We start from the raw sequence: 22,231 nt of genomic DNA on the forward strand, positions 1-22,231 counted from the left end.
CCAACGCGGGCCCCGTGCCGGTAACCGCACGCCGCCGAACCGCCACACGGCGCCGCACAGGTGCGGCGCGAGGAGGTCCGGCGAAGTTTCCGTCAGAGGCACAGCGCGTCAACCGCTCATTCATGTAACCAGCCTTGAATATCCCTTTACAGCTCAGTTGCGGAGATTCACGAGGGCCGGTACATGACCAGACGGGGCCGAGGAAGCGACGGCGCGGCAACCGCGCCGCTCGGGGTGCGACCGTGACGCATCCCTCCCGGGCCGGTGCCGAGGACGCGCCGCCCCGGCAGGCTGCCGCCCGACTGGGACTGCGGGTTCTGCTGGCCGAGCCCGACCCCGATGTCGGCAGTGAACTGCTGCTGCGGCTCGCGCCGCGGCACATCGACGTCACGGTGTGCACCGACGGCGCCGAGGCGCTGTTCCGCGCCGGGCTGCTCCGCCCCGACCTGGTACTGGTCAGCGCCAACATCGAGCTCGTGCGCTCGGAGCGCGTTATCGAGCTGATCCGGCGCGGGCTCGGCGTCCCCATCATCGCCGGAATCCAACCCGACACGGCTGACGAAGGCGTGGGAATGCTGCGGGCCGGCGCCACCGCCTGCGTCCTGCGCCCCTACCAGCCCGACGAGGTGCTCACCCTGATCCGCTCGGCCTGCTACACCGCCACGGTCGAGCCCTCCGGCGACGAAATGCTGCGGGCCGGCCCGATCGCCCTGGACCCCGCACGGCACCAGGCGTGGCACGCCGACGAGCCGCTCACCCTCCCGCTGCGGGAGTTCGAGCTGCTCCACTACCTGATGCACAACGCGGGGCGGGTAATCAGCCGCGACGAGCTCTGCCAGCAGATCTGGAGCAACGACCGGCGGCTCGCCGCCAACACCATCACCGTGCACATCCGGCGATTACGCCAGCGGCTGGGCGACAGCATGACCCACCCCCACCTCATCCGGACGGTGCGCGGGGTCGGCTACCTGCTCGACGTCGCGCTCACCGCGACCAGCCCGACACCCGCCGACGCCCCGGAACCGGCCGCCGACGACCCGTCCGCGGTCCCCGAACCGCGCGGCATCGGTTCGGCACGGTCCCCCGGAACTCGCCGGGGCCACCGCCGCCCGGCCCCGCCATAGCTGGCGACTGGGGCCGGCGTTCGGAGGCCGCAGGCGGGCCTCCGGGCCCTGGGCGCCGGGGCGGCTAGCGAATCCCGGCGCCCGGGCCGGCCCGATCCGGCCGTACGTGACGGGTACGTCCGGTCCCCGCCGATGCGCACTACTCGGACTTCAGGTCCAGGCGAGCGATGGGGCGACCGCTCGTGGGGTGGGGAGTGCAGGTGAAGCCCGATTTCTCGTAGATCCGCACGGTGCCCGGGTAGATCTCCGCGCTGGGTGCCCGGCCGCCCGCTGTGTCGACCGGGTACGCCTCCAGCACCCGGCCCCCGTTGATCCGGGCGTACTCGATCGCACCGTCGAGCAACCGCGTGCCCATCCCCCGACGCCGGCGGCGCGGAGGCAGCCAGAAGCACACGATCGACCAGATCCCCGGCTCGGACGGCTCCACTGGGCGCAGCGAGCGCGACCGGGCGAGCCGGACGAACTCCTTGCGCGGTGCGACGGAGACCCAGCCGCAGGGCTCGTCCCCCTCGTAGGCCAGCAGCCCGGGGACCTTGCCGTCCAGGGTTAGTCTCCGCAGGGTCTCGCGGTTCTCGTTCCCCCGTTCCGGTTGAGCGCACGAGACGCTCGCCGTGAACTCCTTGGCGCGGCGCCGGTAGTACACGCACCAGCAATGGCCGTACGCCCCCGTCGGCCCGAACAGTCTCGCCAGGTCCTCCCACCGGTCGGGAGTCGCTGGCTCGATCGAGACGATGGACATCTAGCCCCCTTGGGACGAGAGCACTAATTGTGATCTCGAACACTAGCGACTACGGCTCTGCCGGAACACCTTTGTACAGAAGAACCGTTCAGGGGCTCCCGGCCCAGCGCCCGCGGGCCGTTCGGGGACGCCGTCAGCCCAGGATCTCCTCGCGCGACTGCTGGTCGACGATGTCGGCGTGGTCCGGGTGCCGCTCGATCCACGACCGCACGAACGGGCACAACGGGACCACGGTCGCCCCGCGGGCGCGGGCGTCGTCCAGTGCCCCGCGCACCAGTCCACTGCCGGCGCCCTGGCCCTGGTACCGGCTGTCGGTCTCGGTGTGGGTGAGGACAACTTGATCCCCGCGGAGCTGGTAGTTGATGTAGCCCACGAGGCCGTCCTGGCCGCGGCCCTCGTAGCGTTTCTGCTCCGGCACGTCGACGACCGTCATCTCCATGGTTATCCACCCTCTCGCAGCGGGTCGGTCACTCCGTTGGGACAGGCCACCGCGCCGGCGTCCCAGTCGAGCAGTTCCGCACCGGCACGGTAGGCACTCTCGTAGAACGACAGCACCACGCCTCTCGGATCAGGTTCCTTGCGCACCCGGTCGTAGCGCAACAGGGCGAGGTGCCCATGGCCGCTCGGGGCCCACTCCGCCCACGCTGGCGCGAGTGGGCGTTCGGTGAGCCCATCGGGCTCGGGTATCGCGTAGGCGTAGAACGCGGGTTCGGGGACAGTGGCGTCGCCGAACCAGAAACCGAAGCTGATCACGTCGCGCGAGTACGCCTCGCGGATGAGCGGACCCGCTTGGCGGGGCTGGTCCAACCGCCGGCTACCGAACCGGGTCATCGCGATGTCGAAGGTGTGCCAGAAGTGGTGCACCGGGCTGGTCTTGCCGGAGAAATCGGCCGCGAACTCCTCCAGCACCATGCCGACCTGGCTGAGGACCCGCCAGTAGCGGTTCACCGCGGCCGGGTCGTAGGCCGCGTGCTCGGTGTCCTCCGCGAACGGCCGGTCCGCGTCAGACAGGTCGAACGGCCGGGGGTGCGGGATACGGGCATGGACACCCAGTCCCTCCAGGGTCGCCAGCGTCTCACGGTAGAACGACGAGACGCTGTGCCCGGGAATCGCGAACGAGGCGGAACGCCCCTCGATCGTGCGCATCACCAGGAGATGGGACACGAGGTCGAAGTCGATGGCGAAGAGCGGGTTGCCGTCGACGATCCCCATGGGGCGGGTGGTGATCCCATTGCCGGTGAGGTGGAAGGGAACGTGCCACCAGTGGTTCCGGCGCGGGCTGGCGGACATCCGGATCTTTCCGACGATCTGCAGGAACCGGTGCAGGGTCTGCTTGGTGTCCTGCCACTCCTGCAGCGGGATCGGTGGGAAAAGCTCCATCACGGGTCTCCTCTCCCCGGGCGGGGCCCTTCCTCATCCGCGCCTCTGCCGCGTCTCGCGCCCCGCTCGGATTCCACTACCCCCGCCGCCTGTCCTGCGAACCCGCCCTGTACAACGGAAAAGCCACCAATGGCGTGGGAGAGGCACGAGCGGAACCGTTCGCCCGGGACGCCTGCCCCTACCGGATATCGCCGGCGCGCACCAGGACGGCCGCTCGGTTGCCGACGCGCACCCGCTCAAGCGCGCGAGTGCCGCGGGGAAGGCCGATCCTGCGGGTGCGGGCCGTCACCGCGAGGACGGTCCGCTCCGCGAGCACAGCCGAAAGCGCGCGCAGCAACTCCGGCACCTCGTCTTCGGCGGGGCTCGCACCGGCCCAGTGGGCAAGATCGCCATAGGGGACATCGGTCAGCACGAGGTCAACCCGGCGTTGTGGCGGCGACGGAGCGAACGCGTCCCCCTCGCACGCGCTGTGCGGCAGGTCGCCGCCGTGCGCGCGCAGCCTCGCGGCCAGCCGCTGCGCGGCGCCGGCACGGTCAGCGAACGAGGGCCTGCCGAACTCGACGGCTTGGGCCCGCAGCTCGCGTTCGCGCTCCGCCATCCCCTGCGCGGTCAGCAGGTCGAGGTTGCGGGCGGCGATCCGGACGGCCTCGCTGTCCACATCGGACGCGTGTACGTGCACCAGGCGGCCGCGGTGCAGCATCCCCAGCACGGCCAGCAGATGGCCACTGCCGCAGCACGGATCCCACAAGCCGACCGGGCCGGCGTCGAGGTGAGCGAGCGCGCGCTGGAACAGCTCGCTCGCGAGCCGCGCGGGAAAACCCGGGTGGCCGGGTGCCGAGCGAAGCACGTGGCCGCTGGCCAGATCCGTGTGGTCGGCGCGTTCGGTGGCGTAGCGGTAGGCCATCGCATCCTGCCGGTCGTCGCTGGCACGGCCGCCCGAACCGGGGTACGGCGGGGAAGCGCCCCCCGCGGCCGGACGGCGCTCCGTCGTGGGTTCCGTGTCTTCTCTTTTGTACCCGGCTCCACCGGGCGGTGGCCGTTGCCACCCGCGTCGTCACCCGGTACGCCACGCCGGATGCGCTGCGCAGGTGATACCGGCCGCGACGGTGTCGATCGTCAGATCGAGCGTCTGCTGGTACACGTCCGGGGCGAACTCCTCGCGGTGCAGCGTGACAAGGACGGCCGACCGCAGCACGCCCAGGACCGCCGTCGGGTCGGCCGGCACCAGCTCACCGGTCCGCTGGGCCTCCTCGATGAACGCGAGCAACGGGTCGGACAGTGCCCGGTTGGCCCGTTCCAGCTCCGCGGGACCGATCCGGTCGTGGATCGCGCGTACCTCGTCGGGATGGCTGAGAAAGCGCCGGTACAGGGGGTTGGTCTCCAGCACGGCCACGATCTCCCGGAGTAGCGCGGCGATACCGGCCTGGAGGTCATCGGGCTCCGTCGCCGCACGGATGATCCGTTCCGCGATACCGTCGGCCTGCTCCAGTAGCAGGTCGATGTAGAGGGACTCCTTGCTGCTGTAGAAGGAGTAGAAGCTGGCCTTGGAGATGCCCGCCGGGCCGGTGAGGTCTTCCAGCGTGGTCTTGCGCGCTCCCTGGGCCGCGAAGAGCCGGGCACCGGCCTCGCGCAGCCGGGCGGAGATGGCGTCGCGCTCAGCCGAGGTGAACGAGGGCACGGTTCCTCCATATAACTAATTCGGATATTCGTTCAGCAGCATAGTTGACAGGGAGTTGGCTTGGTGCTTCTGTGGTGAACATAATTTCGTTTTGGTTATATGGATATTTGGAGGCGTCTATGCACGTCGACCTGGTCTCGGCTCTCACGTCAGCCGACCGCGATGCGGCCCTCGCTCACCTGCGCGCAGGACCCGCGGTCAAGACCACGAACTTCTTCGACGGCACGGAGATCCACCTCGTCACCGGATACGAGGAGATCCTCACCGTGCTCACCGACCCCCGCTTCAGCCACGACCCCGACAAGCAGACCAAGTTCCAAATGGGGAGCGCGGTCGGCCTGCCCGAGGACCTCCAGCCCTACGTCCTGGCCGCCCTGGGTGCCCAGGACCCGCCGAGGCACACTCACCTGCGGCGCGCGGTGTCCAAGGAGTTCACCTTCCGCCGGGTAGAACGGCTCAAACCGCGCATCCAGCAGATCACCGACGAGCTGCTGGACCACCTCCCCCGGGAGGCGGACCTGGTGCAGACCCTGGCCTACCCACTGCCGGTCCGGGTGATCTGCGAGCTGCTCGGTGTGCCCGCCGCCGACTACGACCGCTGGCACCAGTGGTCGGAGGCGATAGGTGGGACGGACCCGGAGGCCATGGCGAGCGGCTGGCGCTCGCTGGTCGACTACATCCTCGACCTGATCGGGCAAAAGCGCCGCGACCCCGGTAACGACCTCGTCTCCGCGCTGGTCGGCAACGGTGACCTCACCGAGGAGGAGATCACCTCGCTGTCCGTGAGCATCCTGCTCGCCGGGCACGAGACGACGGTGACCCTGATCTCCGGCGGTGCGCTGCTGCTGTTGACCCACCCGGACAAGAAGGAACCGCTGCTGCGCGAACCGGAACGCATCCCCAACGCCGTGGAGGAGTTCCTGCGGTACAGCGGTGCCGCGGACGTCGGCGTGTTCCGCTACACCCTGGAGCCCGTGGAGATCGGCGGCGTGACGATTCCCGCCGACGAGCCGGTGATGCCGCTCTACCACGCCGGCAATCGCGATCCCCGCAGGTTCCCCGAGGCGGCCGAGCTTCACCTGGACCGGGGCGAGTCCGGCCATCTCGGTTTCGGCCACGGCATGCACTACTGCCTGGGGGCGGCCCTCGCACGTGCCGAGCTGCAGATCGTCTTCACCTCGCTGCTGAGCCGCTTCCCGGACATGGCCCTACTCCACCCCGACACCCCGCCGGCCTGGCAGCCCGGACTGGCGCGCAGCCTCGCCGAGCTTCCCGTGCGCATGTACTGACCGGGGCCCCTGGACGACCGCCCGGCCCCGGGCCGCTTCCGATCGGGGCCCGGGTCCCGCGCGGCCCCGAGTTCGCGCTGTCGCGCTAGGGTGCTGCCGAAGGGTGCCCAAGACCCGTGGTCACACGTGGTCTTGGCACCCTTGCCCGTGTCCACGGACAGCACGCGGGTATCCGCGCGACGGCCCAGGACCCTTGTGGAAGGACGACGATGACAGCGATCACTGGCGAGCGCAGGACGGTCGGAGAGCTTGGCGCCTACGTCGCCCGCCCCACCGACTCCGAACCTACGGGTGGGATGCTGCTGCTCCCAATGATCACCGGCATCGGAGCGCAGCTTCGCGCCTATGCCGACGCCATAGCCGCCACAGGCGTCCTGGCACTGTCGTGGGACCCCTGGCACGGCCACAGCATCGAGGACCGCGGTCGCGAAGAGCTGTTCGAGCTCATGGGGCAGCTCACCGACAGCGGCGTCCGCGAGGAGCAGGAGCAGCTCCTCGACCACATGTTCGGCGAGCTGGGCCTGGAAAGGGTGGGCGTCATCGGCTGGTGCATGGGCGGCCGGTTCGCCCTGTTGCTCGCCGCCCGCGACCACCGGCTCGCCAACTGCGTGGCTTACCACCCGACGATCCCGGCCGAACCCGCCCCCAACCACACCGAGGACCCCGTAGCGCTGGCGGCGGAGATCACCGCACCGGTGTCGGTGGTCTACCCGGGCGCCGACGACCTCGTGCCGCGCTCCGTCTTCACCGCGCTGCGGGAGACCCTGGAGTCGCGTCCCGACGCCGCCACCAACGTCTCGCTCTACCCGCACGCCGAGCACGGTTTCATGGACGCCGCGCGACGGGACAAGGACAACAACCGCGAGCCAACCCGCCAGTCCTGGGCCCAGACGCTCGCCTTCATCGGCACCACCGCGGGCGAGCAGGCAACCCAGCCGGTGTAAGCCACCCGGCAAGCGTCCCTGCCTTGGCCTCCCGCGGAGCGGCGTACGAAACCCCGCTCCATCCCCGTAGCGGGAGTTCCCGGCACCCGCGCCGCACAAGGCGCCGCAATCCAGCAGAGCCTGCTGGATTGCGTCTGGGGATGGCAGTCCTCCCTCGTAGCTGGGACACTTAGCGCCGTCATTCTATGCACGTGCATATGCACGTGCATAGAATGACGGAACGCAAGCGGGGCCCGTGTGCTCCTGAGAAAAGTCACGGACCCCTGAACCAACGAAGAGGTTGGCCTGTGCATGATATGCCCACTCGTCTCCGTGACCTCGTACGGGGTGGGGACGATGCCTGAGATATACCTGGAGTTGCTCGCCTTGATAGTGGTCGCGGCAGCAGTGGTCCGGTACGCGAACAACAGCCACAAGGACTGAGCCGAGACCTTCGGAACGGAGCGGATGATCGGTGCCGGCGTGCCTGCCGGCTTCGGGCTGGCCGGCGGCCGCGTGCGAGCCGCCGGCCGCACCGGCGTACCTGCACGGGGCCGGATGGAATCGGCAGCTTCGTCGTAGGTTGCCTCCCTTGCCGCGGCGCGGGAGGGGAGGCGCCCGCCCCATTTGTTCCTGCCGCATCCTGCCGGGCTGTTCTGTCTGAGAGGCGCAACCGGCAACAACGGCGGGAAGTGCGCGATGAATGCCCGCTTGGATCTCTTCGGGAACCCGGTCGCGGCCAAGGTCCGGAAACACGCCACCCCGGCGGGCAAGGTGCCCTCGGACCCGACACCCCCGGCCACGGCGCGAGAACTGGTGGCACTCCGCCGAGGCCGGCAATCCGCGCCGTTGGTGCCGCGAGCGGCGGCCAGTGGTGGCCACCCAGAATGATCGCGGCCAGCACCTCGCGGTCGCCGTATCGGGCGTTGTCCACCGCTCGGCTGGCAAGCGGGAGCCTGCGGATCACCCGCTGGAACAGCTCCCGCCCTTTCCGGCGCCAAACGCCGCACCATCGAAACGGGACCAGGTTAACGAGAACCAACCGGGAGGAGCGCCAAAGCCGTCGCTGTCCCGATTGCCGCCAAAAAAGCCCGGCGCCGCTTGGGCTCCGGGCTTTGTTGCTGGTCATCTGAGGTGGGCAGGGGCGGGGTCGAACCGCCGACCTTCCGCTTTTCAGGCGGAGCAACCGGGCTGACCAGTAACGACGCTCGGCGTTGGGCGGGGGCGGCTGCCGGCGGATGGATGGCGCCGGTTGCTGTCGTTGCTGTCACGGTTGCTGTCAGACGACGACCCTTCTGGCCTGCCCAACGACGGTAGGAGGTGGACGGCCACAGCGGCGAGACTACGCGCGCTGGCCCTGGCGGTGCGCCCCAGCAACCACGAGCGGCGTGCAACCACGGTTCCGAACCGGAGTGCCCGAGTGCGCGAACAGTCTGGGCCGAAGGCGGGCCGGTGTCGCACACTCGGGTACTCCGGCCCCGGGGGTCCAGGGGGGGCGGGAGCCCTCTGGTACCACATGTCCGGTACCGAGGACCTTAGCTGTCTCTTTGTACACTTGGGAGAATTCGGACCCAAGCCTTCTGTTGTGACGGGGGTCGTGTGACCACCAGATTCACTGAGAAATGACCGGCAACCAGCGAAACCATGCCGACCGGTTCGCGCGGTTTCCCGCTGTCTCCTGACGCGAGGTTCACAATGTGTACATTGCGAGCCTTCCGTCTTCCAAGGTGAACGGGCGGCAGGAGTCGGCCCGCCACAGCGGCTGTCGGCGGCGCGTGAACGCGGGTAGTGGTGCCGCGTAGCAACCACGAGGGGCATAAGTCCGTGTCTGCCTGAAGTCAGAGCCATCAGGTTGGGAAACTTGGATTTTCTGGCGGCAGTTGCTGCGCTGACCTGCGGCAGGGCTGCGTTTGAGCCCGTGTCATCCCCGGGCCAGTCCCCGCTGTTCCACGTGGTTCCCCGCAGCATCTGGCACGCGAATGGCACGATCCGTAACCGTTATGAAGCACTCTGGGCGGGGGCTTCGACTTGGGAGTCTGAGCCTGACCCGACGACAGTCAGCCACGGTGGCGGGTGCGTGGACCGCTCAGGCGCGCGTGTGCTCGCTGCGTCCCCACCGGCCGCAGCCATGCTGCTCGATGACGTCCGCCTTGGCTCTGGCAACGAGCCGCCCGAAGTGCTCTTCGGCCTCAAAACCGTCGAGCGCGACTGCCTCCACTGTGACTCCCCTCGTGCCCCGATTGATCGGCGCGGCTATGGGGACGTGCGCGTATCGGTCGGAACTGCTGTGAGGACACTCGCGGCAGTGTGCAGGCGCGTCGCCCCGACCGCTGAGCCCGAGTTATACGCAGATCCGGCACCGCCCGCAACCTCTTGATCAGGTGCTTGCGGGACGACAGGCGATAAGGTAGAGCAGTCCTACTGTCCGAAGCGTCTTCGCGCTCCTCCATCGAATAGAGGTCATAAACTCGTGAGCACAGGTCTTACGCTTGTCTGCCCAGTACGAGGACGGCTCAAGGCCAAAGCGCGCAATAAAGATGGCCTGACGCCTTCGGAGGAGCGATACCGGGTTGAAGCCCTACGTCATCTTGTTGACCTCGGCTACCCTGTAGCGAACATTCGGGTAGAGCCAACTATCAAGAAGTTCGGCAACTCTGGTCGCAACAGTTTCCGCGCGGACTTTGCTGTTCTTGATGTCCCCGTTTCATCGATTAAACCTGATGACATCGAATCTCTTTTGAATCATGCCGTAATTTTGGGTGAGGTTAAGCGAGATAACGCCAGCTTCAACTCGGCGATCAGCTATCAAGTGAAGCCGATGCTGGACTTCGCCGGACGGGACGATTGCATCGCTCTGTACTGGGATGATGTTGAGCAGCGAGTATTTTGGATAGAGCGAAAGAATGGCTCAAAACAGCACAAGGAAGGTCCTTTGTCGGACCTTCCGGGCTACGGAAAGAAGCCGCGGACTAAGAGCCTTACCTTCAATACGATCGATCCAAATAAGCCCCTGATTCAAGTTTTCAAGCGCATAGAAGACATTCTTCACTCATCCTCGGTGGGCCCAAGTAAGCGATTCAGTGTGATGCTGCAGTTGCTGCTTATCAAGCTCTATGATGAACAGCAACATCAAAATACCCCTGACGTTGCCCTGACCATTCAGGACTTTGCCGCTGCCGGTGTGAGCCCCTCCGCCTCTCTGCAAATCACCAACGGCGTACTCGGTAAATCTGTTGATTACTATCAGCATTTCCTTCCCGAGAAGGTCGATGGCAAGCTTCAAATCAGCGGAGACCTGCTTCTTGAAGTCATGCGCGTATTAGCTCCCGTGCGCATCGTCTCAATGAGTCGTGCACTCATCCAGGAATTTTACATGTACTTCGCGAAGCATATTTACAAATGGGATCTAGCGCAGTACTTCACTCCAGTAGCGTTGACCGAGTTCATCGTAGATATTCTTAACCCTCAGTTCGGAGAGCACGTTAAGGATCCGGCTTGCGGCAGCGCTGACTTCCTCACCGCGGCTTTCAGACGGGGGCAGCACTGGCCAGACTACGCGAGCAGCATCTGGGGATCTGACGTATCGTCAGAAGCAGTTCAAGTCGCAGTGCTAAACATGATCCTGAACGGTGATGGGAAGACTAATATTCAGCAGGAAGACTCCCTGCAGAAAATCAACTCAAACGAAAACTCTGCCGATGCCGTCATTTGCAATCCTCCATTTGGGGCACGGATCTCGGAAACCAAAGAGAACACCCTAGAAAACTTCGACCTTGGACGGGAATGGGCTGTAGATTCGCACGGCACCCTGAATCCTTCCGAGAAATTGCTGACGCAGCAAGAAAGTGGAATTCTTTTCGCTGAGGCGTGCGTGAAGCTGATTCGGCCGGGAGGCCGCATGGCCCTAGTTGTTCCCAATGGCTACCTAGGAAATCGGTCTACGCGATACGCGATTTTGCGGGAATTCCTGATGCGACACTGTTTCATCAGCGCCATTGTCGCCCTTCCTCGCTTTACATTCAAAGGTTCCGGGGCGGATGTTTCGGCAAGCGTAATTTTCTGTGAGAAGCGTACCACGCCGCTAACTGAGGCGAAGCTATCGGAAGACTATGAATTCTGTGTTGAGGTCGTCAATCGCGTGGGATGGGTGACTGGCGACAAGCGTGGTAAGCCTACGTACTTGCGCGACGAGGAAGACGGAACTCTTCTCCTGGACGAATACGGAAACTCCATCCTTGACAGCGATTTTGAGGGTTGCCTACGCAAGGTCCGGAATAGCACTGCCGGTCAAGCGTTTCCTTGGCTTGTGCGTGGACACGAACCAGATCCAACTGATTCTGAGCATGGATGGTCGGTATCAATTTCGTCCGTTGTTGACGACCCGCATCTAACGCTGGATCCGAAGCGCCTCTGTCGCAAGTTTGTAGAGCTTCGATCTCAAATCGAAGAAAGTGCTCATTTTACGATCGGAGGTATTGTCGATGTGATCCCTGAGAAGACCGACTCCTCGGGGCGATCGGTTAATTTCTTGCCTGCTGAAGTTTACAGGCACGTTGAGATTCAAGACGTCGAGGTCGGAACGTACCGATCAAATGCCAAGAGAGGCTGGGAGCTTCCTCAGCGGGCTCGCCATTTGGCCGAACCTGGAGACATTTTTGTGGGCGGGATCCGTAACAGTGTACGCAAGTGGTTCTTGGCTGGCGAGAATTGCACGAACGTTGTTGTAACCAACGGAATGCATCGCCTTCATCTGAAGAAGGGTTGCGAGGAATATTTGGTGGATCTCGTAGCCGGCCTTTGTTCAGAGGCTTATCGTGTACAAATGCGTGCACTCGCCCGGGGCGCGGACGGGTTGGCGGAGATCGCTATTGAAGATCTGAAGGACGTAGTGCTCCCCAGGATCACTGATCCAGATATCCGCTCTGACGTCGAGCCCTTCGTCCAACGGTTGGTCGTCGGAGCCTCAAGTCTCGAAGAAAAGGTCGAGTCTTTGATGGCTGAAGGCACATTTAGCTATCCCAATCCTCCAGCGCGACCGGATCACACTTCACTTGTATGAAGTCGCTGGAGGACAGACGGCCTGACGCGACAAGGTTGGTGGAACGACTTGGGGTGGCGCTGCTTTGGCGCGAGTGATCATGGCCCTGTAAACTTCCGGCGCATCGGGCAGTTAGTGGTCCTGCCCGCTAAAGAACGACGTTGGAGCCATGATCTTCGAGGCTAACGCCGCAGTGGCTCCGTAAATCTGCGGAGCCGACCACCCCAGCCCCGACGTTCCCCTTCTCTATGGCAAACGGTTTCCCGTAGCCAGGGCCCAGGTAGCGGCGCGACGAGACTGTGAACGGCTGGTGACCTGGGTCCGAGGCCCCATCAATTCCTGCCGTTCCTGCAGGTGTCCCTCACCACCGCGGCCCGGCCGGCGGGCGCGCGCTCGGGACCGGGCGGCAGCCCGCAGCCCGAGCGGGCGGCCGGCGCGGGTGCGACGGCGCGCAAGCGCCGTCGCTCTTGATCTCACATAGCCCAATTCGGCAACTCTGGAGGCGAGACCTCGTCGAGCGGCTGGTGCCAGGGGAACTGGCCGTGCTCGTCGGCTCCGCTGCCCGCCTTGTGAGGTTCGAACGCTCCGGGGCCGATTAGCACGGGCACGCCTTCCTTTCGCAGAGCCTCAACGCTTGCGCGGAAGGGTGCGCGGTTGGCGTAGGCGGAGTTGACGAACGGCAGGATGACTAGCGAGATGCCGAGTCCGATTGCTTCGTTGGTGACGTCGAGTGCGTAAGTGTCGGCTATGCCGTTGGCGAGTTTGTTGATGGTGTTGAAGCTCGCCGGGGCGATGATGATCGCGTCTGCTTTGGGGCTGCGTGGGGACCCTGGGGCGCGGTGTTCGCTGCGGACTGGGCGGCCGGTTTGTTTTTCTAGGGCGTCGGTATCGATGAACGCGAGTGCAGCAGGGGTCGCAATGAGCTGGACGGTCCATCCGCGTTCGTGGGCCTGGTCGATGAGGATTCCGACGTCTGCGGCTGGACCGGCTGCGCATACGACGACGTAGAGGGTTTTTGTTTCACTCATCGGGTGAGTCCGACTCGTTCGGCGAGTTCGCTGATGTTGCCACGCAGATGGCCCGTGGATCGTGAACCGATGTCGCCTATGAGCTGGTGGACGTCCCGCCGTGCGGTGAGTTCTTCGGGCGCCATGTGCTCGGCGGACATGAGGGCTTCGTAGGACTTGTCGAGCTTGCCCCATTGGCTGTAGGCGCGGGCGGCGTCCACGAACAGCGTGACCTTGCGTTCCATGACGTCGATGTTGTCCATGCGGACTTGTCGCGCGTAGTTGATGGCGCTGCCAGCATCGCCGAGTGTGACGGCGGTGTTCACGCGGTGGAGAAGGACGTTGGTGGGCCCGAATGCGGTCCACTGGTAGTTGTGGTCGCCGCCGAGTTCGTGACCGGCTCGTTCGGCTTCGCCCAGGAGCGTTTCAGCTTCGTCCCGGTTCTCTCGCTGGGCTGAGGAGATTGCCGCGCTGAGCAGAAGTGCCCCACGCACCGAAAGGGAATCCGGCGATAATGCGTCGCCGGAGTCGGCGACGCGTTGGGAGGTGGAGGATGCCAGCGTGGTGGCCGCGCCGTAGTGGTGTTCCTTCATGAGTGCGCGTGTGACGATACGGGCGCTTGCGCCGATGGTTGCGGGGTTCTCGCTGTTCTCGGCCGCGTGCATGCTGCGGTCGGCGGCGAGCCAGGCGAGGCCGCGCTCCTCGGACTTGAGCAGGATGCTCGCCGCGACGTGGTATGCCTCGGCTTTGAGCGCGAACACGCGACGGCTGTCGTCGCCCTCGATCTGCCGTGTTGCGACATCCAAGCGGTTCAAGAGGCCGGGAAGCTGCTGGGCTACCGTCTCGTACCTGCACGCCTGGTAACCCGACTTGGCCGCTCCTACGGCTCTGGCCAGAGCGGGCAGGGTCATGTCGTGTGTGGGCGTCCCCGGTGGGGGTCCTGCGTAGCGGGTCAGGGCCGCGGCGATGTCGTCCAGGCCGAGCATCGGCCCGGCTGCGGTCTCGAAGAGGGTTGCCCCCGCGAGGCCCATGAACTCGCGACGTCTCACGCTGTCCTCCTTCCCGTCCGGTTCCACGCTAGGCGCGGGTACGAACGGGGCCGCGACCGGCCCGGCATGGCCGTCTCCGGTGACGATGGCCAGGTCTTGTGGTGCCAGGCCGAAGAGCACCCGCGCGGAATCGGGCATGTTCAGCCCGTCGGCGATGCGCTCGAACACCTCGAACGCGGTCACGGTCTTGTGACCGTGGACGATCTCGCTGACCCGGCCCTGTGCCAGGCCGGTGGCCGCTGCAAGCCGTGTTTGGCTGGCCCCTCCGTACTGCTGGGCGAACTGCAGTAGCCCGGGGATGTCGCGTTCCTGGAGTAGACGCCGGGTCTCGTCACGCTTCCATGCCCAGGTGGGGATAGCGATGGGTTCCAATGCTCGTCCCGGCATCGTGGCCTCTCGATCACGGTTGTCGGCTCGGCCCTAGTCATTATCCCCATCTGAGATACCCGCCAGGGATGGGATCGCGAATCCTGGACCGGAATCGTCGTACATATGAGCGGGATAGCTGAAACGCGGTGCCGAAACTGTCGAGGTCGTGGGCGCAAGATGGTCCGTCCACGCAAGCTGGTCGTCATTCGCACGCGCGATGGCTCCCACCAGCAACAGCGACAGGTCGCGTGTCCGTTTTGCCATGGCAGTGGCGCTCTCACGCGGTGACTGTTCGCGCTCCGGGCGTCGGCGTCCTGCGGCGCCACGGTGACTTTCTCATGCGTCCCGCATAAATACGTAGACCCCCCGCGACGGCGGCCACCGTCCGGGGGGCGTGGTCCCAACCTGAGTAAGGCAGGTGGAACGATGACAAGGCTAGCCCGTTCGGGTAGTCGATACTCCGGCCGACGGCGCGTGTCCGCGTCCGTGCGGCCGTATCTGATTGCGCATGAGCGCGCAAAGGCTGCGAAGGATTTCGCCTTCCGGCAGTTCGCCGGGCTCGTCGCCCTGTCTGTTCTGGGTGACCTGCGGTGAATACCGGTAAGGATCCTCTGCTGTGGCTGGTGCGGCAACGCTATGGCGAGCGCTGGACGATCCGGCGCACTGAGCATCTGTGGATCGCTACCGCTGTGGATCCGGATCCTGATCACGCGCCGACTCTGGTGGAGCCCGACGTTGAGGTCTTCGTTCAGCAGTTGGAGGATCCACCCGCGCGTGTGGGCCGGAGTCATTCGCTGCTGGCGGCGCCGTGGTTCGCCCAGCGGCTCACCGAGCTTGCTGAGGGCGCTTACCGCGAGGATCGCCCGTAGGGCCGCACAGGCGTGCCGCGTGGCCGGACAGCCCGGGTAACGGCCTTCCCCCTGGCCGCGCGGCACATCACGCTCCTCCCCCGGCCGCGGTGCGCCGCTACTGGCGCTGAGCGATCGCTGATCCCTGCGGGAACGCGGCCCTGCGTCTATCATCCCCTGCTTGGGTTGCGGGCGTGTCATGACAGGTCAGAGAGGTGGCACTATGCTGCTTGATCACACGAGTACTAGAACCGTTGGATGGTCGTTCATGTCGAGCCTGGAGTTCACCCCACCCAAGTATGTGCAGATCGTCCACGCGCTCCAGGAGCGCATCACCGAGGGCACCTACGCCCCGGGGGAACTTCTCCCCTCGGAAGCCCGCCTGGTGCGGGAGTTCGGGGCGGGCCGCTCCACGGTGGTGCGGGCGCTGCAGATCCTGACCATGCAGGGCTGGATCGGTCGCGAGCATGGGCGGGGCTCGTTCGTCAAAGGGGTGCCCGGGGGTTCGACTGAGCGTTCCCATGCCGGGGCGAGCGCGTTCGACGCGGCCGAGACCGCCACCGAGACCACGATCACCCATGCTGGGCGGGCCGCTGTGCCGCCCGCCATCGCCCACGCGCTCGGCGTGCCGGCCGACTCTCCAGCGATCCTGCGCCAACGCCTCGTCAGCGACGACAGCGGAGCCAGTGAGCTGGTCTCGCTGTGGTTCCCCCTGGATATTGCAGAGGGCACCGACCTGCATGCTCCGGAGCCGATCACCATCGGCGTCAAAGGCCACCTGCAAGCCATCAAGCAAGCCCGTCCCGCGCGCATCGTCGAACGCCTCTCCGCACGACAGGCCACCGAGCAGGAAACCAGCCTGCTGCAGTTGGACAAGGCGAGCCCGGTGCTGGGGGTGATGGCCACGGTGCTGGATGCCACCGAATCGGTAATCGCGGTCGCCGACATCGTCCTGCCGGGTGACCTGCACGAGCTTGAGGACAGCTACCCGGCGTCCTGAGCCCGCTCCCCACTCCTCGACTCCTGCACTTGTCCAACCAAGCCAGGGTCGCATAGTCTGTTCTCACTCGATCGAACGAGTAGTTGAGTGGATATCCGGATTGGAGTTGTGGCGTGGCGATTCAGGGTGCGTTGCCGGTGGAGTTTGACGCGGTGTTCCCGCACGGTGCCTACGCGCTCGGCGTGGAAGCGATCACCGACTTCGAGACCAAGCGTCCGCAGATGGACAAGACCACGGGTCTGCCGCTGTGGGCGGTTGACGTGATCGACGCCGATCCGGAAGCCCGCGGGAAGGCCAAGAGCGTGAAGGTGAAGGTGGCCGCGGAGGTGTGCCCGACCCTGCCCGACGAGGTCCCCGGGTTGCCGTTTCGCCCCATCGAGTTCGAGCGCATGTCGGTCATGCCCTACGTCGATGACAACGGGCGCCGACCCCGGGTGGCCTACTCCCTGCGGGCGCGTGGCGTAAAGGCTCCCGGCAACAGCGGCACGGCGGGCCGTAAGGCCGCTGCGGCTGGTGCGAGCGCTTCGGCCAAGGATGCCGCCTAGCACTCACGTACGCGGGGCGGCCGTTGGTGTTGGCGCACCCGGCCGCCCCTGAAACCCCTCCGTAGCTGCGAAATCTCTGGAAGAGGTGTGTCTAGCCTATGTCCGAACGCTCCCCACGGGCGCGCGAGATCAGCGATTTCCTGGCCGCGCTGCGCCACCGCTCGCAGAACCCCAGTGGCGCGACCGGCGGCAGTGGTGACCTGCTGGCGTGGAAGTCCTCACTTCTGGACCGCATCGCCGCCGACTCCGAGGACCCCGAGACCCGGGTGGTGGCCGCTGAGGCGCGCGCTGATCTGGCCACCGCGCGCTCCACCGCGATCGCCGCACACGCCCATGAGGAGGCGCAGCGCTACCAGAGCAGCGGCGGGGGTGAGGCGTGATGTTCCACAGCAGAAACGCCGGTGCCACGCAGGTGCAACCAACCAGCCCGGTTCCCGCGCATGCGATCCGGTTCACGACGCCGGTGGTAGAGACTCCAGCGGTCTTCCTCATCACCCGATGGATCTATCGGCTCCTGCGGACGATGGTGCTGGCGCCGTTCCGATTCCCGGTAGCGGTCTCCACTCTGGTGGGGCCGGTGGTCACTGTGCATTACCTCGGCTGGCTCGGGCTCGCTCTCGGTGTCGCGCTGTCTGGTGCGGGTCTGGGGGTGTGGTGGTGGCGCTGGCCGTTGTCGTTTCGCTCGCTGGTGGTGTTGCGGGCGTTGGCGGCCTGGCGGTGGTTCTGGGTCTACCGGCGCCACTGGCAACCCGTCCTCGTAGTCGCCGGGTTGGCCGAGTCGTATCAGGAACGCCAGTACCTCCCTCAGATTCGCCGGGTCACCTGCTCGGAGTGGGCGGACCGGGTCCGGGTGCGGCTCGTTGCTGGGACGGCCCCGGCGGACTTTGAGAACCGGGTGGTGGAGCTTGCCCATGGGTTCGCCGCCCCTTCGTGTCGGGTGAGCGGGCTGGGTCCGCGTGATGTGGTCCTGGAGTTCCCCCGCCATGACCTGCTCGCCGAACCTCTCGACGCGCTTGCGGTCCCGGATGAGGTGGACTTGTGCGCGCTGCCCATGGGGTTGCGGGAAGACGGCCAGCCCTGGCGCATGCGGCTGCACGGCACCCATGTGCTCACGGTCGGGGTCACCGGGGCGGGTAAGGGTTCGGTGATCTGGTCGGCGATTCGCGCCCTGCTCCCGGCCCTCTCCGATGGGTCGGTGCGGGTGTGGGCGATCGATCCCAAACGCATGGAGCTGTCGTATGGCCGTTCCCTGTTCGCCCGGTATGCCGACTCGGCCGAAGCTGCCGTGGGCCTGCTCGAAGCGGCCGTGGACGACATGCAGGAACGCGCGGCCCGCTACGCCGGGCACCAGCGCACCCACGTGGCCACCCCAGAGGATCCGTTCGTCGTGGTCGTCCTCGACGAGGTCGCGTTCCTGACCGCCTACCACCCGGACCGGGATATCCGGCGGCGTGCGGAGAACGCGATTGCCACTCTCACGAGCCAGGGGCGTTCGGTGGGGTTCTGTGTCCTGGCCGCGCTGCAGGACCCGCGCAAAGAGGTCATGAACCTGCGCAACCTCTTCCCGGACAAGGTCGCCCTGCGCCTGGATGAGGCATCCCAGGTGGACATGGTTCTCGGTGAGGATGCTCGCGACCGTGGGGCCAATGCTCACCTGATCGACCCGGATGTTCCGGGGGTGGCCTTCGTGCGCTTGGAGGGTTCTCCGGTTCCGGTGCGGGTGCGGGTTGCCTACGTCTCTGATGACGACATTGCGGCGATGGCAACCGAGTACGGCCCGTCTCACGGTCTGCGGTCGGTGCCGGGTGAGGGGGTCGCCTGATGCCGACCCCGACCGGCAAGACCACCCGGGCCGAACGCCAAGCGCAACCTTTGGCCCGTGAGGTGGCCGAACAGATCGCCGCCGACAAGGGTGTGTGTATCCGGCCAGTGTCGCTGCGGCGCACCTCCCTTGACACGGGTGAGTCGGAGATCGTGGACGTGCCCTGCGGCTCCACCCTGGAATCCCGGTGCCCGGCCTGTGCCAAGCGCAAGCGCTCGATCCGCCGTAGCCAGTGCGAAGAGGGCTGGCACCTCGCTGAAGAACCGACCGTCACGCCGGATGACCCCTCCGAGGTGCAACGCTCCTGGGTCGAACAGCGGGCGATGGTCACGACCGAGCGGGACCGGCTCGCCGAATCGGGTGCGGCCGATCCTGACCAGGTGGCCGCGCTGGATCAGGCCATCTCTGACCTAGATGCCGAGATCACGGCCTCGGGCCTGCGCGGCTCGGTGTCGCGGGGCTCCTCCTCGTCGGCCTCGACGCCGCGGCGGGTGCGCTCGACCAAGCGGCGCCAGGACGCGCCCGACCTTCCCAAGCGACCCATGGTCCGCAAAACCGTGGGCCGCAGCTTCGAGGACCCGGACAGTGGGCGCACGTTTCGCCCGTCGCTGTTCGTGACCCTGACCCTGGACTCCTACGGGCGGGTGCGCTCGGATGGAACGCCGGTGGACCCGGCGACCTATGACTACCGGCGCGCCGCGCGCGACGCGTTGCACTTCTCCAAGCTGGTGGACCGCTTCGTGCAGAACCTGCGCCGCGTGGCCGGGTTCGATGTCCAGTACTTCGCCAGCGTGGAACCGCAACGTCGCCTGGCGCCGCACCTGCACATGGCAACCCGGGGAACCATCCCCCGCTCCGAGCTGCGCCAGATCGCCGCCGCGACCTATCACCAGGTGTGGTGGCCCAACTCCGACGAGGCCGTGTACGACGAGGCGAACCTGCCCGCTTGGGATGAGGCAACCGGCAACTATGTGGACTCGACGACCGGGGAAGTGCTGCCCACTTGGGAACAGGCCCTCGATGCCCTCGACGCGGACCCCAACGCCGAACCCATGCACGTGGTGCGCTTCGGGAACCAGGTGGACGCAAAGGGCGTCATCGCCGGTTCCGACGACGCCAACCGGTGCGTGCGCTACCTCGCGAAATACCTCACCAAGGATGTCGGCGAGTGCCACCCGGCCGAAACCAATGCGCAGGAACGCCACGTGGACCGGCTGACTGAGGCGCTGCGGTTCGAACCCTGCTCGCCGCGCTGCTCCAACTGGCTGCGCTACGGCATCCAACCCGACGGTGCCCAAGCCGGCATGCGTCCCGGGTTCTGCCGCTCCAAAGCACACAAACGCGAACACCTCGGCTACGCCGGACGCCGCGTCCTGGTCTCCCGAAAGTGGTCCAACAAGACCTTGGCTGACCACAAAGCCGACCGGCTGACCTGGGTCCTCGAAACCCTCGGAATCGACCCCAACAGCGACGCCGAGAACAAGGACCAGGACGGCGCTCCCATCCCCCTGCGCACCTCCTCCGGCAACCACGTCTGGGAACTCGCCCGACCCACCGACCCCGACGTACCACCCCGCGAACACCGCCTACTCCGCGTCGTCGGCGAAGCCTTACAACGCCGCGCACAACTCGACCACGCCCAGCAACAGCGATCCGACGATCTTCCGGCAACCCCAGATCTGGAACAGGTGGCCTAACCATGAGTGATCTCGTCCTGACAGTCGACGAAGCGGCCGCTCGCCTTCGCGTAAGTCGCTGGACGCTGTACAACCTCATCCGCTCGGGAGAGCTCCGCACGGTCAAGATCGGTCGGCGCCGGCTGGTCCCCGTGGCCGCGCTCGCCGAGTGCATCGACGCCCTCGGGGAGGTGGCGTGATGGCTAGCAAGAGCGAGGGTGGCAACCGCCGTAGGAACGACCGCTCCAAGCGCCCGAACGGCGACGGAAGCATCTGGCAGCGCAAGGACGGCCGGTACTCCTACGCGGCCTACGTGCTGACCACTGAGGGCATGTACAAGCGCGTCCAGGGCTACGCCAAGGATCGCGACGATGCCCGGTCCAAGTTGAACAAGCTGCTCGCCGACTCCGATCAGGGCATCCCGGTCGCCTCCGAGAACTGGCGCGTAGACGAGTACCTCGCCTACTGGCTGGAACATGTCGTCAAGGCGGAGCGCCGCCCCAAGACTGTCCAGGGCTATGAAGGTGTGATCCGCCGTCACCTCGTCCCCAACCTGGGGAAGAAGCGGCTCGGCAAGCTGACCGCTCGCGACGTCCGTACCTTCATCACGCGTATTCGGCAAGAGTGCCAGTGCTGTAAGAACGGCACCGACGCCGCACGCGAGGAACCCGAGTGCTGCGCAGCGTCCCCCAAGGCATGCTGCGGCTCCACGCTCTCGCCGCGCATGGTCCAGTCGGTTCACGCCGTGCTGCGCAACGCCTTGGAATCGGCAACACGGGAAGAGATCATCCCGCGCAACGTCGCGAAGCTCGTCAAGGTCTCGCCTCCTCGCTACGCCGTGAACCGCGGGCTCGACGTCCCGCAGGCGAAGCGGCTCCTCAAAGCCTCGGCAGACGACCGATTCCACGCGCTCTACGTGCTCGCGCTCTGCCTCGGCCTGCGGCGTGGCGAACTGCTCGGGCTCCGCTGGGAGGACATCGACCTCGACGCCGGGCAACTGGAGATCGTGCACACCCTCCAACGGGTCGGCGGAACACTGCGCCTGGTGCCGCCCAAGACCGACGACTCCTCACGCACGGTCCCGCTGCCCGGCCTATGCGTGGAGGCCCTGCGCGACCACCGTAAGCGGCAGTTCGCCGAACGCTCCGACGTGTGGCCCGACTGGGAGGAACAGGGGCTCGTCTTCCCCTCTCGGCGCGGTACGCCACTGGAACCGGATAACCTGCGCCGGAGTTGGGATCCGCTGCGCCGGAAGGCCGGCCTCGACGGGGTGCGCTTCCACGACCTACGGCACACCTGCGTGACGCTGCTGCTCAACCTCGACGTGCCGCCGCAAGTCGTCCGCGAAATTGTCGGACATAGCGACATCGGGGTAACGATGACCATCTACGCGCACGCGTCCCTAGAGGACAAACGTCGTGCTCTTATAAGACTCGGCTCCGCACTCGGCTAAGCGACTACCCTCCGGCACACACTCCCCATGAGGAATGAGACAGATGCCATCCATGCACGATCCTCTCCTGATGCTCAACCTCGCCTTGGAGGGCTTCCGGACAGCCAAACACCGGTACGAGGGGTCCGACAGCTCCAAGTACGCGTATGAAGTGTTCGTCCCCCTTGCCGAGGCCCTTTGGTGGGCACGTAGCGTCGATGAGGGTTTCGAGAACCTCGACGGCGACCCCTACAAGGCGGAGCGCGACGCTCACGCTAGCGGCCGCGTCCTCCCAGGACTACGGTTTGCTCG

General features: G+C 66.2%; 20 protein-coding genes and 1 tRNA gene. 12 read left to right on the forward strand and 9 right to left on the reverse strand.

Going from position 1 to position 22,231, the window contains the following annotated elements; all coding sequences use genetic code 11:
• Window positions 1–242 precede the first annotated feature (242 nt).
• Window positions 243–1,124: a response regulator transcription factor gene (locus tag F4561_RS33820; RefSeq protein ID WP_184582292.1), complete on the forward strand. Its 882-nt coding sequence runs from the start codon at window positions 243–245 to the stop codon at window positions 1,122–1,124.
• 139 nt (window positions 1,125–1,263) lie between these two features.
• Here the strand turns inward: F4561_RS33820 and F4561_RS25145 are convergent, their stop codons facing one another.
• From F4561_RS25145 to F4561_RS25165, 5 genes are all read right to left on the reverse strand, one after another.
• Window positions 1,264–1,863, reverse strand: a complete 600-nt coding sequence (locus F4561_RS25145) for a GNAT family N-acetyltransferase (RefSeq protein ID WP_184582294.1) — start codon at window positions 1,861–1,863, stop codon at window positions 1,264–1,266.
• Window positions 1,864–1,996: 133 nt separating this feature from the next.
• A complete protein-coding gene (locus F4561_RS25150) occupies window positions 1,997–2,302 on the reverse strand; it encodes a GNAT family N-acetyltransferase (protein WP_184582296.1) in 306 nt (101 codons plus the stop codon).
• 2 nt (window positions 2,303–2,304) lie between these two features.
• Window positions 2,305–3,243 carry a DUF5996 family protein gene (locus F4561_RS25155; RefSeq protein WP_184582298.1) on the reverse strand — a complete coding sequence of 313 codons (939 nt, stop codon included), beginning with the start codon at window positions 3,241–3,243 and terminating at the stop codon, window positions 2,305–2,307.
• A gap of 178 nt (window positions 3,244–3,421) precedes the next feature.
• Window positions 3,422–4,147, reverse strand: a complete 726-nt coding sequence (locus tag F4561_RS25160) for an rRNA methyltransferase (RefSeq protein WP_184582300.1) — start codon at window positions 4,145–4,147, stop codon at window positions 3,422–3,424.
• A gap of 150 nt (window positions 4,148–4,297) precedes the next feature.
• Window positions 4,298–4,921 (reverse strand): TetR/AcrR family transcriptional regulator, encoded by a 624-nt coding sequence (locus F4561_RS25165; RefSeq protein WP_184582302.1) that lies wholly within the window; start codon window positions 4,919–4,921, stop codon window positions 4,298–4,300.
• A 119-nt stretch (window positions 4,922–5,040) separates the two neighbouring features.
• On the opposite strand from F4561_RS25165, the gene F4561_RS25170 reads away from it, so the two are divergent.
• Together F4561_RS25170 and F4561_RS25175 are read left to right on the forward strand one after the other, a co-directional pair.
• On the forward strand, window positions 5,041–6,210 hold the full coding sequence (locus F4561_RS25170; RefSeq protein ID WP_184582304.1) for a cytochrome P450 family protein: 1,170 nt from the start codon (window positions 5,041–5,043) through the stop codon (window positions 6,208–6,210).
• A gap of 209 nt (window positions 6,211–6,419) precedes the next feature.
• Window positions 6,420–7,154, forward strand: coding sequence for a dienelactone hydrolase family protein (locus tag F4561_RS25175; protein WP_184582306.1), 735 nt, complete (start codon window positions 6,420–6,422; stop codon window positions 7,152–7,154).
• A 1,114-nt stretch (window positions 7,155–8,268) separates the two neighbouring features.
• On the opposite strand, the gene F4561_RS25180 is transcribed toward F4561_RS25175, so the two are convergent.
• Window positions 8,269–8,336, reverse strand: a tRNA-OTHER gene (locus F4561_RS25180).
• 883 nt (window positions 8,337–9,219) lie between these two features.
• Complete coding sequence (locus F4561_RS33410) at window positions 9,220–9,351, reverse strand: hypothetical protein (protein ID WP_281384120.1); 132 nt, start codon at window positions 9,349–9,351, stop codon at window positions 9,220–9,222.
• 1,155 nt (window positions 9,352–10,506) lie between these two features.
• Between F4561_RS33410 and F4561_RS25185 the strand changes: the two genes are divergently transcribed.
• Window positions 10,507–12,192 (forward strand): HsdM family class I SAM-dependent methyltransferase, encoded by a 1,686-nt coding sequence (locus tag F4561_RS25185; protein WP_246438020.1) that lies wholly within the window; start codon window positions 10,507–10,509, stop codon window positions 12,190–12,192.
• 452 nt (window positions 12,193–12,644) lie between these two features.
• On the opposite strand, the gene F4561_RS25190 is transcribed toward F4561_RS25185, so the two are convergent.
• Together F4561_RS25190 and F4561_RS25195 are read right to left on the reverse strand one after the other, a co-directional pair.
• The gene (locus F4561_RS25190; RefSeq protein WP_184582310.1) at window positions 12,645–13,199 is read right to left on the reverse strand and encodes a flavoprotein; all 555 of its coding nucleotides are present in this window, start codon (window positions 13,197–13,199) and stop codon (window positions 12,645–12,647) included.
• Window positions 13,196–14,599: a helix-turn-helix transcriptional regulator gene (locus F4561_RS25195; protein ID WP_246437282.1), complete on the reverse strand. Its 1,404-nt coding sequence runs from the start codon at window positions 14,597–14,599 to the stop codon at window positions 13,196–13,198. The genes F4561_RS25190 and F4561_RS25195 overlap by 4 nt, the downstream gene beginning before the upstream one ends.
• Before the next feature lie 587 nt (window positions 14,600–15,186).
• Between F4561_RS25195 and F4561_RS25200 the strand changes: the two genes are divergently transcribed.
• The 8 genes from F4561_RS25200 (at window position 15,187) to F4561_RS25235 (ending at window position 21,940) form a co-directional block, all read left to right on the forward strand.
• A complete protein-coding gene (locus tag F4561_RS25200; RefSeq protein WP_184582314.1) occupies window positions 15,187–15,465 on the forward strand; it encodes a hypothetical protein in 279 nt (92 codons plus the stop codon).
• A gap of 247 nt (window positions 15,466–15,712) precedes the next feature.
• Entirely contained in the window at window positions 15,713–16,444 is a 732-nt protein-coding gene (locus F4561_RS25205) for a GntR family transcriptional regulator (RefSeq protein ID WP_184582316.1), read from the forward strand.
• A gap of 113 nt (window positions 16,445–16,557) precedes the next feature.
• The gene (locus F4561_RS25210) at window positions 16,558–16,989 is read left to right on the forward strand and encodes a plasmid replication, integration and excision activator (RefSeq protein WP_184582318.1); all 432 of its coding nucleotides are present in this window, start codon (window positions 16,558–16,560) and stop codon (window positions 16,987–16,989) included.
• A gap of 98 nt (window positions 16,990–17,087) precedes the next feature.
• On the forward strand, window positions 17,088–17,369 hold the full coding sequence (locus F4561_RS25215) for a hypothetical protein (protein WP_184582320.1): 282 nt from the start codon (window positions 17,088–17,090) through the stop codon (window positions 17,367–17,369).
• A complete protein-coding gene (locus tag F4561_RS25220; protein WP_184582322.1) occupies window positions 17,369–18,811 on the forward strand; it encodes an FtsK/SpoIIIE domain-containing protein in 1,443 nt (480 codons plus the stop codon). Before F4561_RS25215 ends, F4561_RS25220 begins: the two co-directional genes overlap by 1 nt.
• Window positions 18,811–20,508: a replication initiator gene (locus tag F4561_RS25225; protein WP_184582324.1), complete on the forward strand. Its 1,698-nt coding sequence runs from the start codon at window positions 18,811–18,813 to the stop codon at window positions 20,506–20,508. Before F4561_RS25220 ends, F4561_RS25225 begins: the two co-directional genes overlap by 1 nt.
• Window positions 20,509–20,510: 2 nt before the next feature.
• Window positions 20,511–20,687, forward strand: coding sequence for a helix-turn-helix domain-containing protein (locus tag F4561_RS25230; protein ID WP_184582326.1), 177 nt, complete (start codon window positions 20,511–20,513; stop codon window positions 20,685–20,687).
• The gene (locus F4561_RS25235) at window positions 20,687–21,940 is read left to right on the forward strand and encodes a tyrosine-type recombinase/integrase (RefSeq protein ID WP_184582327.1); all 1,254 of its coding nucleotides are present in this window, start codon (window positions 20,687–20,689) and stop codon (window positions 21,938–21,940) included. Before F4561_RS25230 ends, F4561_RS25235 begins: the two co-directional genes overlap by 1 nt.
• Window positions 21,941–22,231 lie beyond the last annotated feature (291 nt).

The sequence above is a fragment of the Lipingzhangella halophila genome, assembly GCF_014203805.1.
GTDB lineage: Bacteria > Actinomycetota > Actinomycetes > Streptosporangiales > Streptosporangiaceae > Lipingzhangella > Lipingzhangella halophila.

What these genes read in the sequence shown, in the direction of transcription:
- F4561_RS25160 (WP_184582300.1), bottom strand. Translation starts at nt 4,147, where the DNA reads ATGGCCTACCGCTACGCCACCGAACGCGCCGACCACACGGATCTGGCC.
- F4561_RS25145 (WP_184582294.1), bottom strand. Translation starts at nt 1,863, where the DNA reads ATGTCCATCGTCTCGATCGAGCCAGCGACTCCCGACCGGTGGGAGGAC.
- F4561_RS25185 (WP_246438020.1), top strand. Translation starts at nt 10,507, where the DNA reads ATGTACTTCGCGAAGCATATTTACAAATGGGATCTAGCGCAGTACTTC.
- F4561_RS25175 (WP_184582306.1), top strand. Translation starts at nt 6,420, where the DNA reads ATGACAGCGATCACTGGCGAGCGCAGGACGGTCGGAGAGCTTGGCGCC.
- F4561_RS25170 (WP_184582304.1), top strand. Translation starts at nt 5,041, where the DNA reads ATGCACGTCGACCTGGTCTCGGCTCTCACGTCAGCCGACCGCGATGCG.
- F4561_RS25225 (WP_184582324.1), top strand. Translation starts at nt 18,811, where the DNA reads ATGCCGACCCCGACCGGCAAGACCACCCGGGCCGAACGCCAAGCGCAA.
- F4561_RS25205 (WP_184582316.1), top strand. Translation starts at nt 15,713, where the DNA reads ATGTCGAGCCTGGAGTTCACCCCACCCAAGTATGTGCAGATCGTCCAC.
- F4561_RS25155 (WP_184582298.1), bottom strand. Translation starts at nt 3,243, where the DNA reads ATGGAGCTTTTCCCACCGATCCCGCTGCAGGAGTGGCAGGACACCAAG.
- F4561_RS25215 (WP_184582320.1), top strand. Translation starts at nt 17,088, where the DNA reads ATGTCCGAACGCTCCCCACGGGCGCGCGAGATCAGCGATTTCCTGGCC.
- F4561_RS25150 (WP_184582296.1), bottom strand. Translation starts at nt 2,302, where the DNA reads ATGGAGATGACGGTCGTCGACGTGCCGGAGCAGAAACGCTACGAGGGC.
- F4561_RS25190 (WP_184582310.1), bottom strand. Translation starts at nt 13,199, where the DNA reads ATGAGTGAAACAAAAACCCTCTACGTCGTCGTATGCGCAGCCGGTCCA.
- F4561_RS25230 (WP_184582326.1), top strand. Translation starts at nt 20,511, where the DNA reads ATGAGTGATCTCGTCCTGACAGTCGACGAAGCGGCCGCTCGCCTTCGC.
- F4561_RS25235 (WP_184582327.1), top strand. Translation starts at nt 20,687, where the DNA reads ATGGCTAGCAAGAGCGAGGGTGGCAACCGCCGTAGGAACGACCGCTCC.
- F4561_RS25220 (WP_184582322.1), top strand. Translation starts at nt 17,369, where the DNA reads ATGTTCCACAGCAGAAACGCCGGTGCCACGCAGGTGCAACCAACCAGC.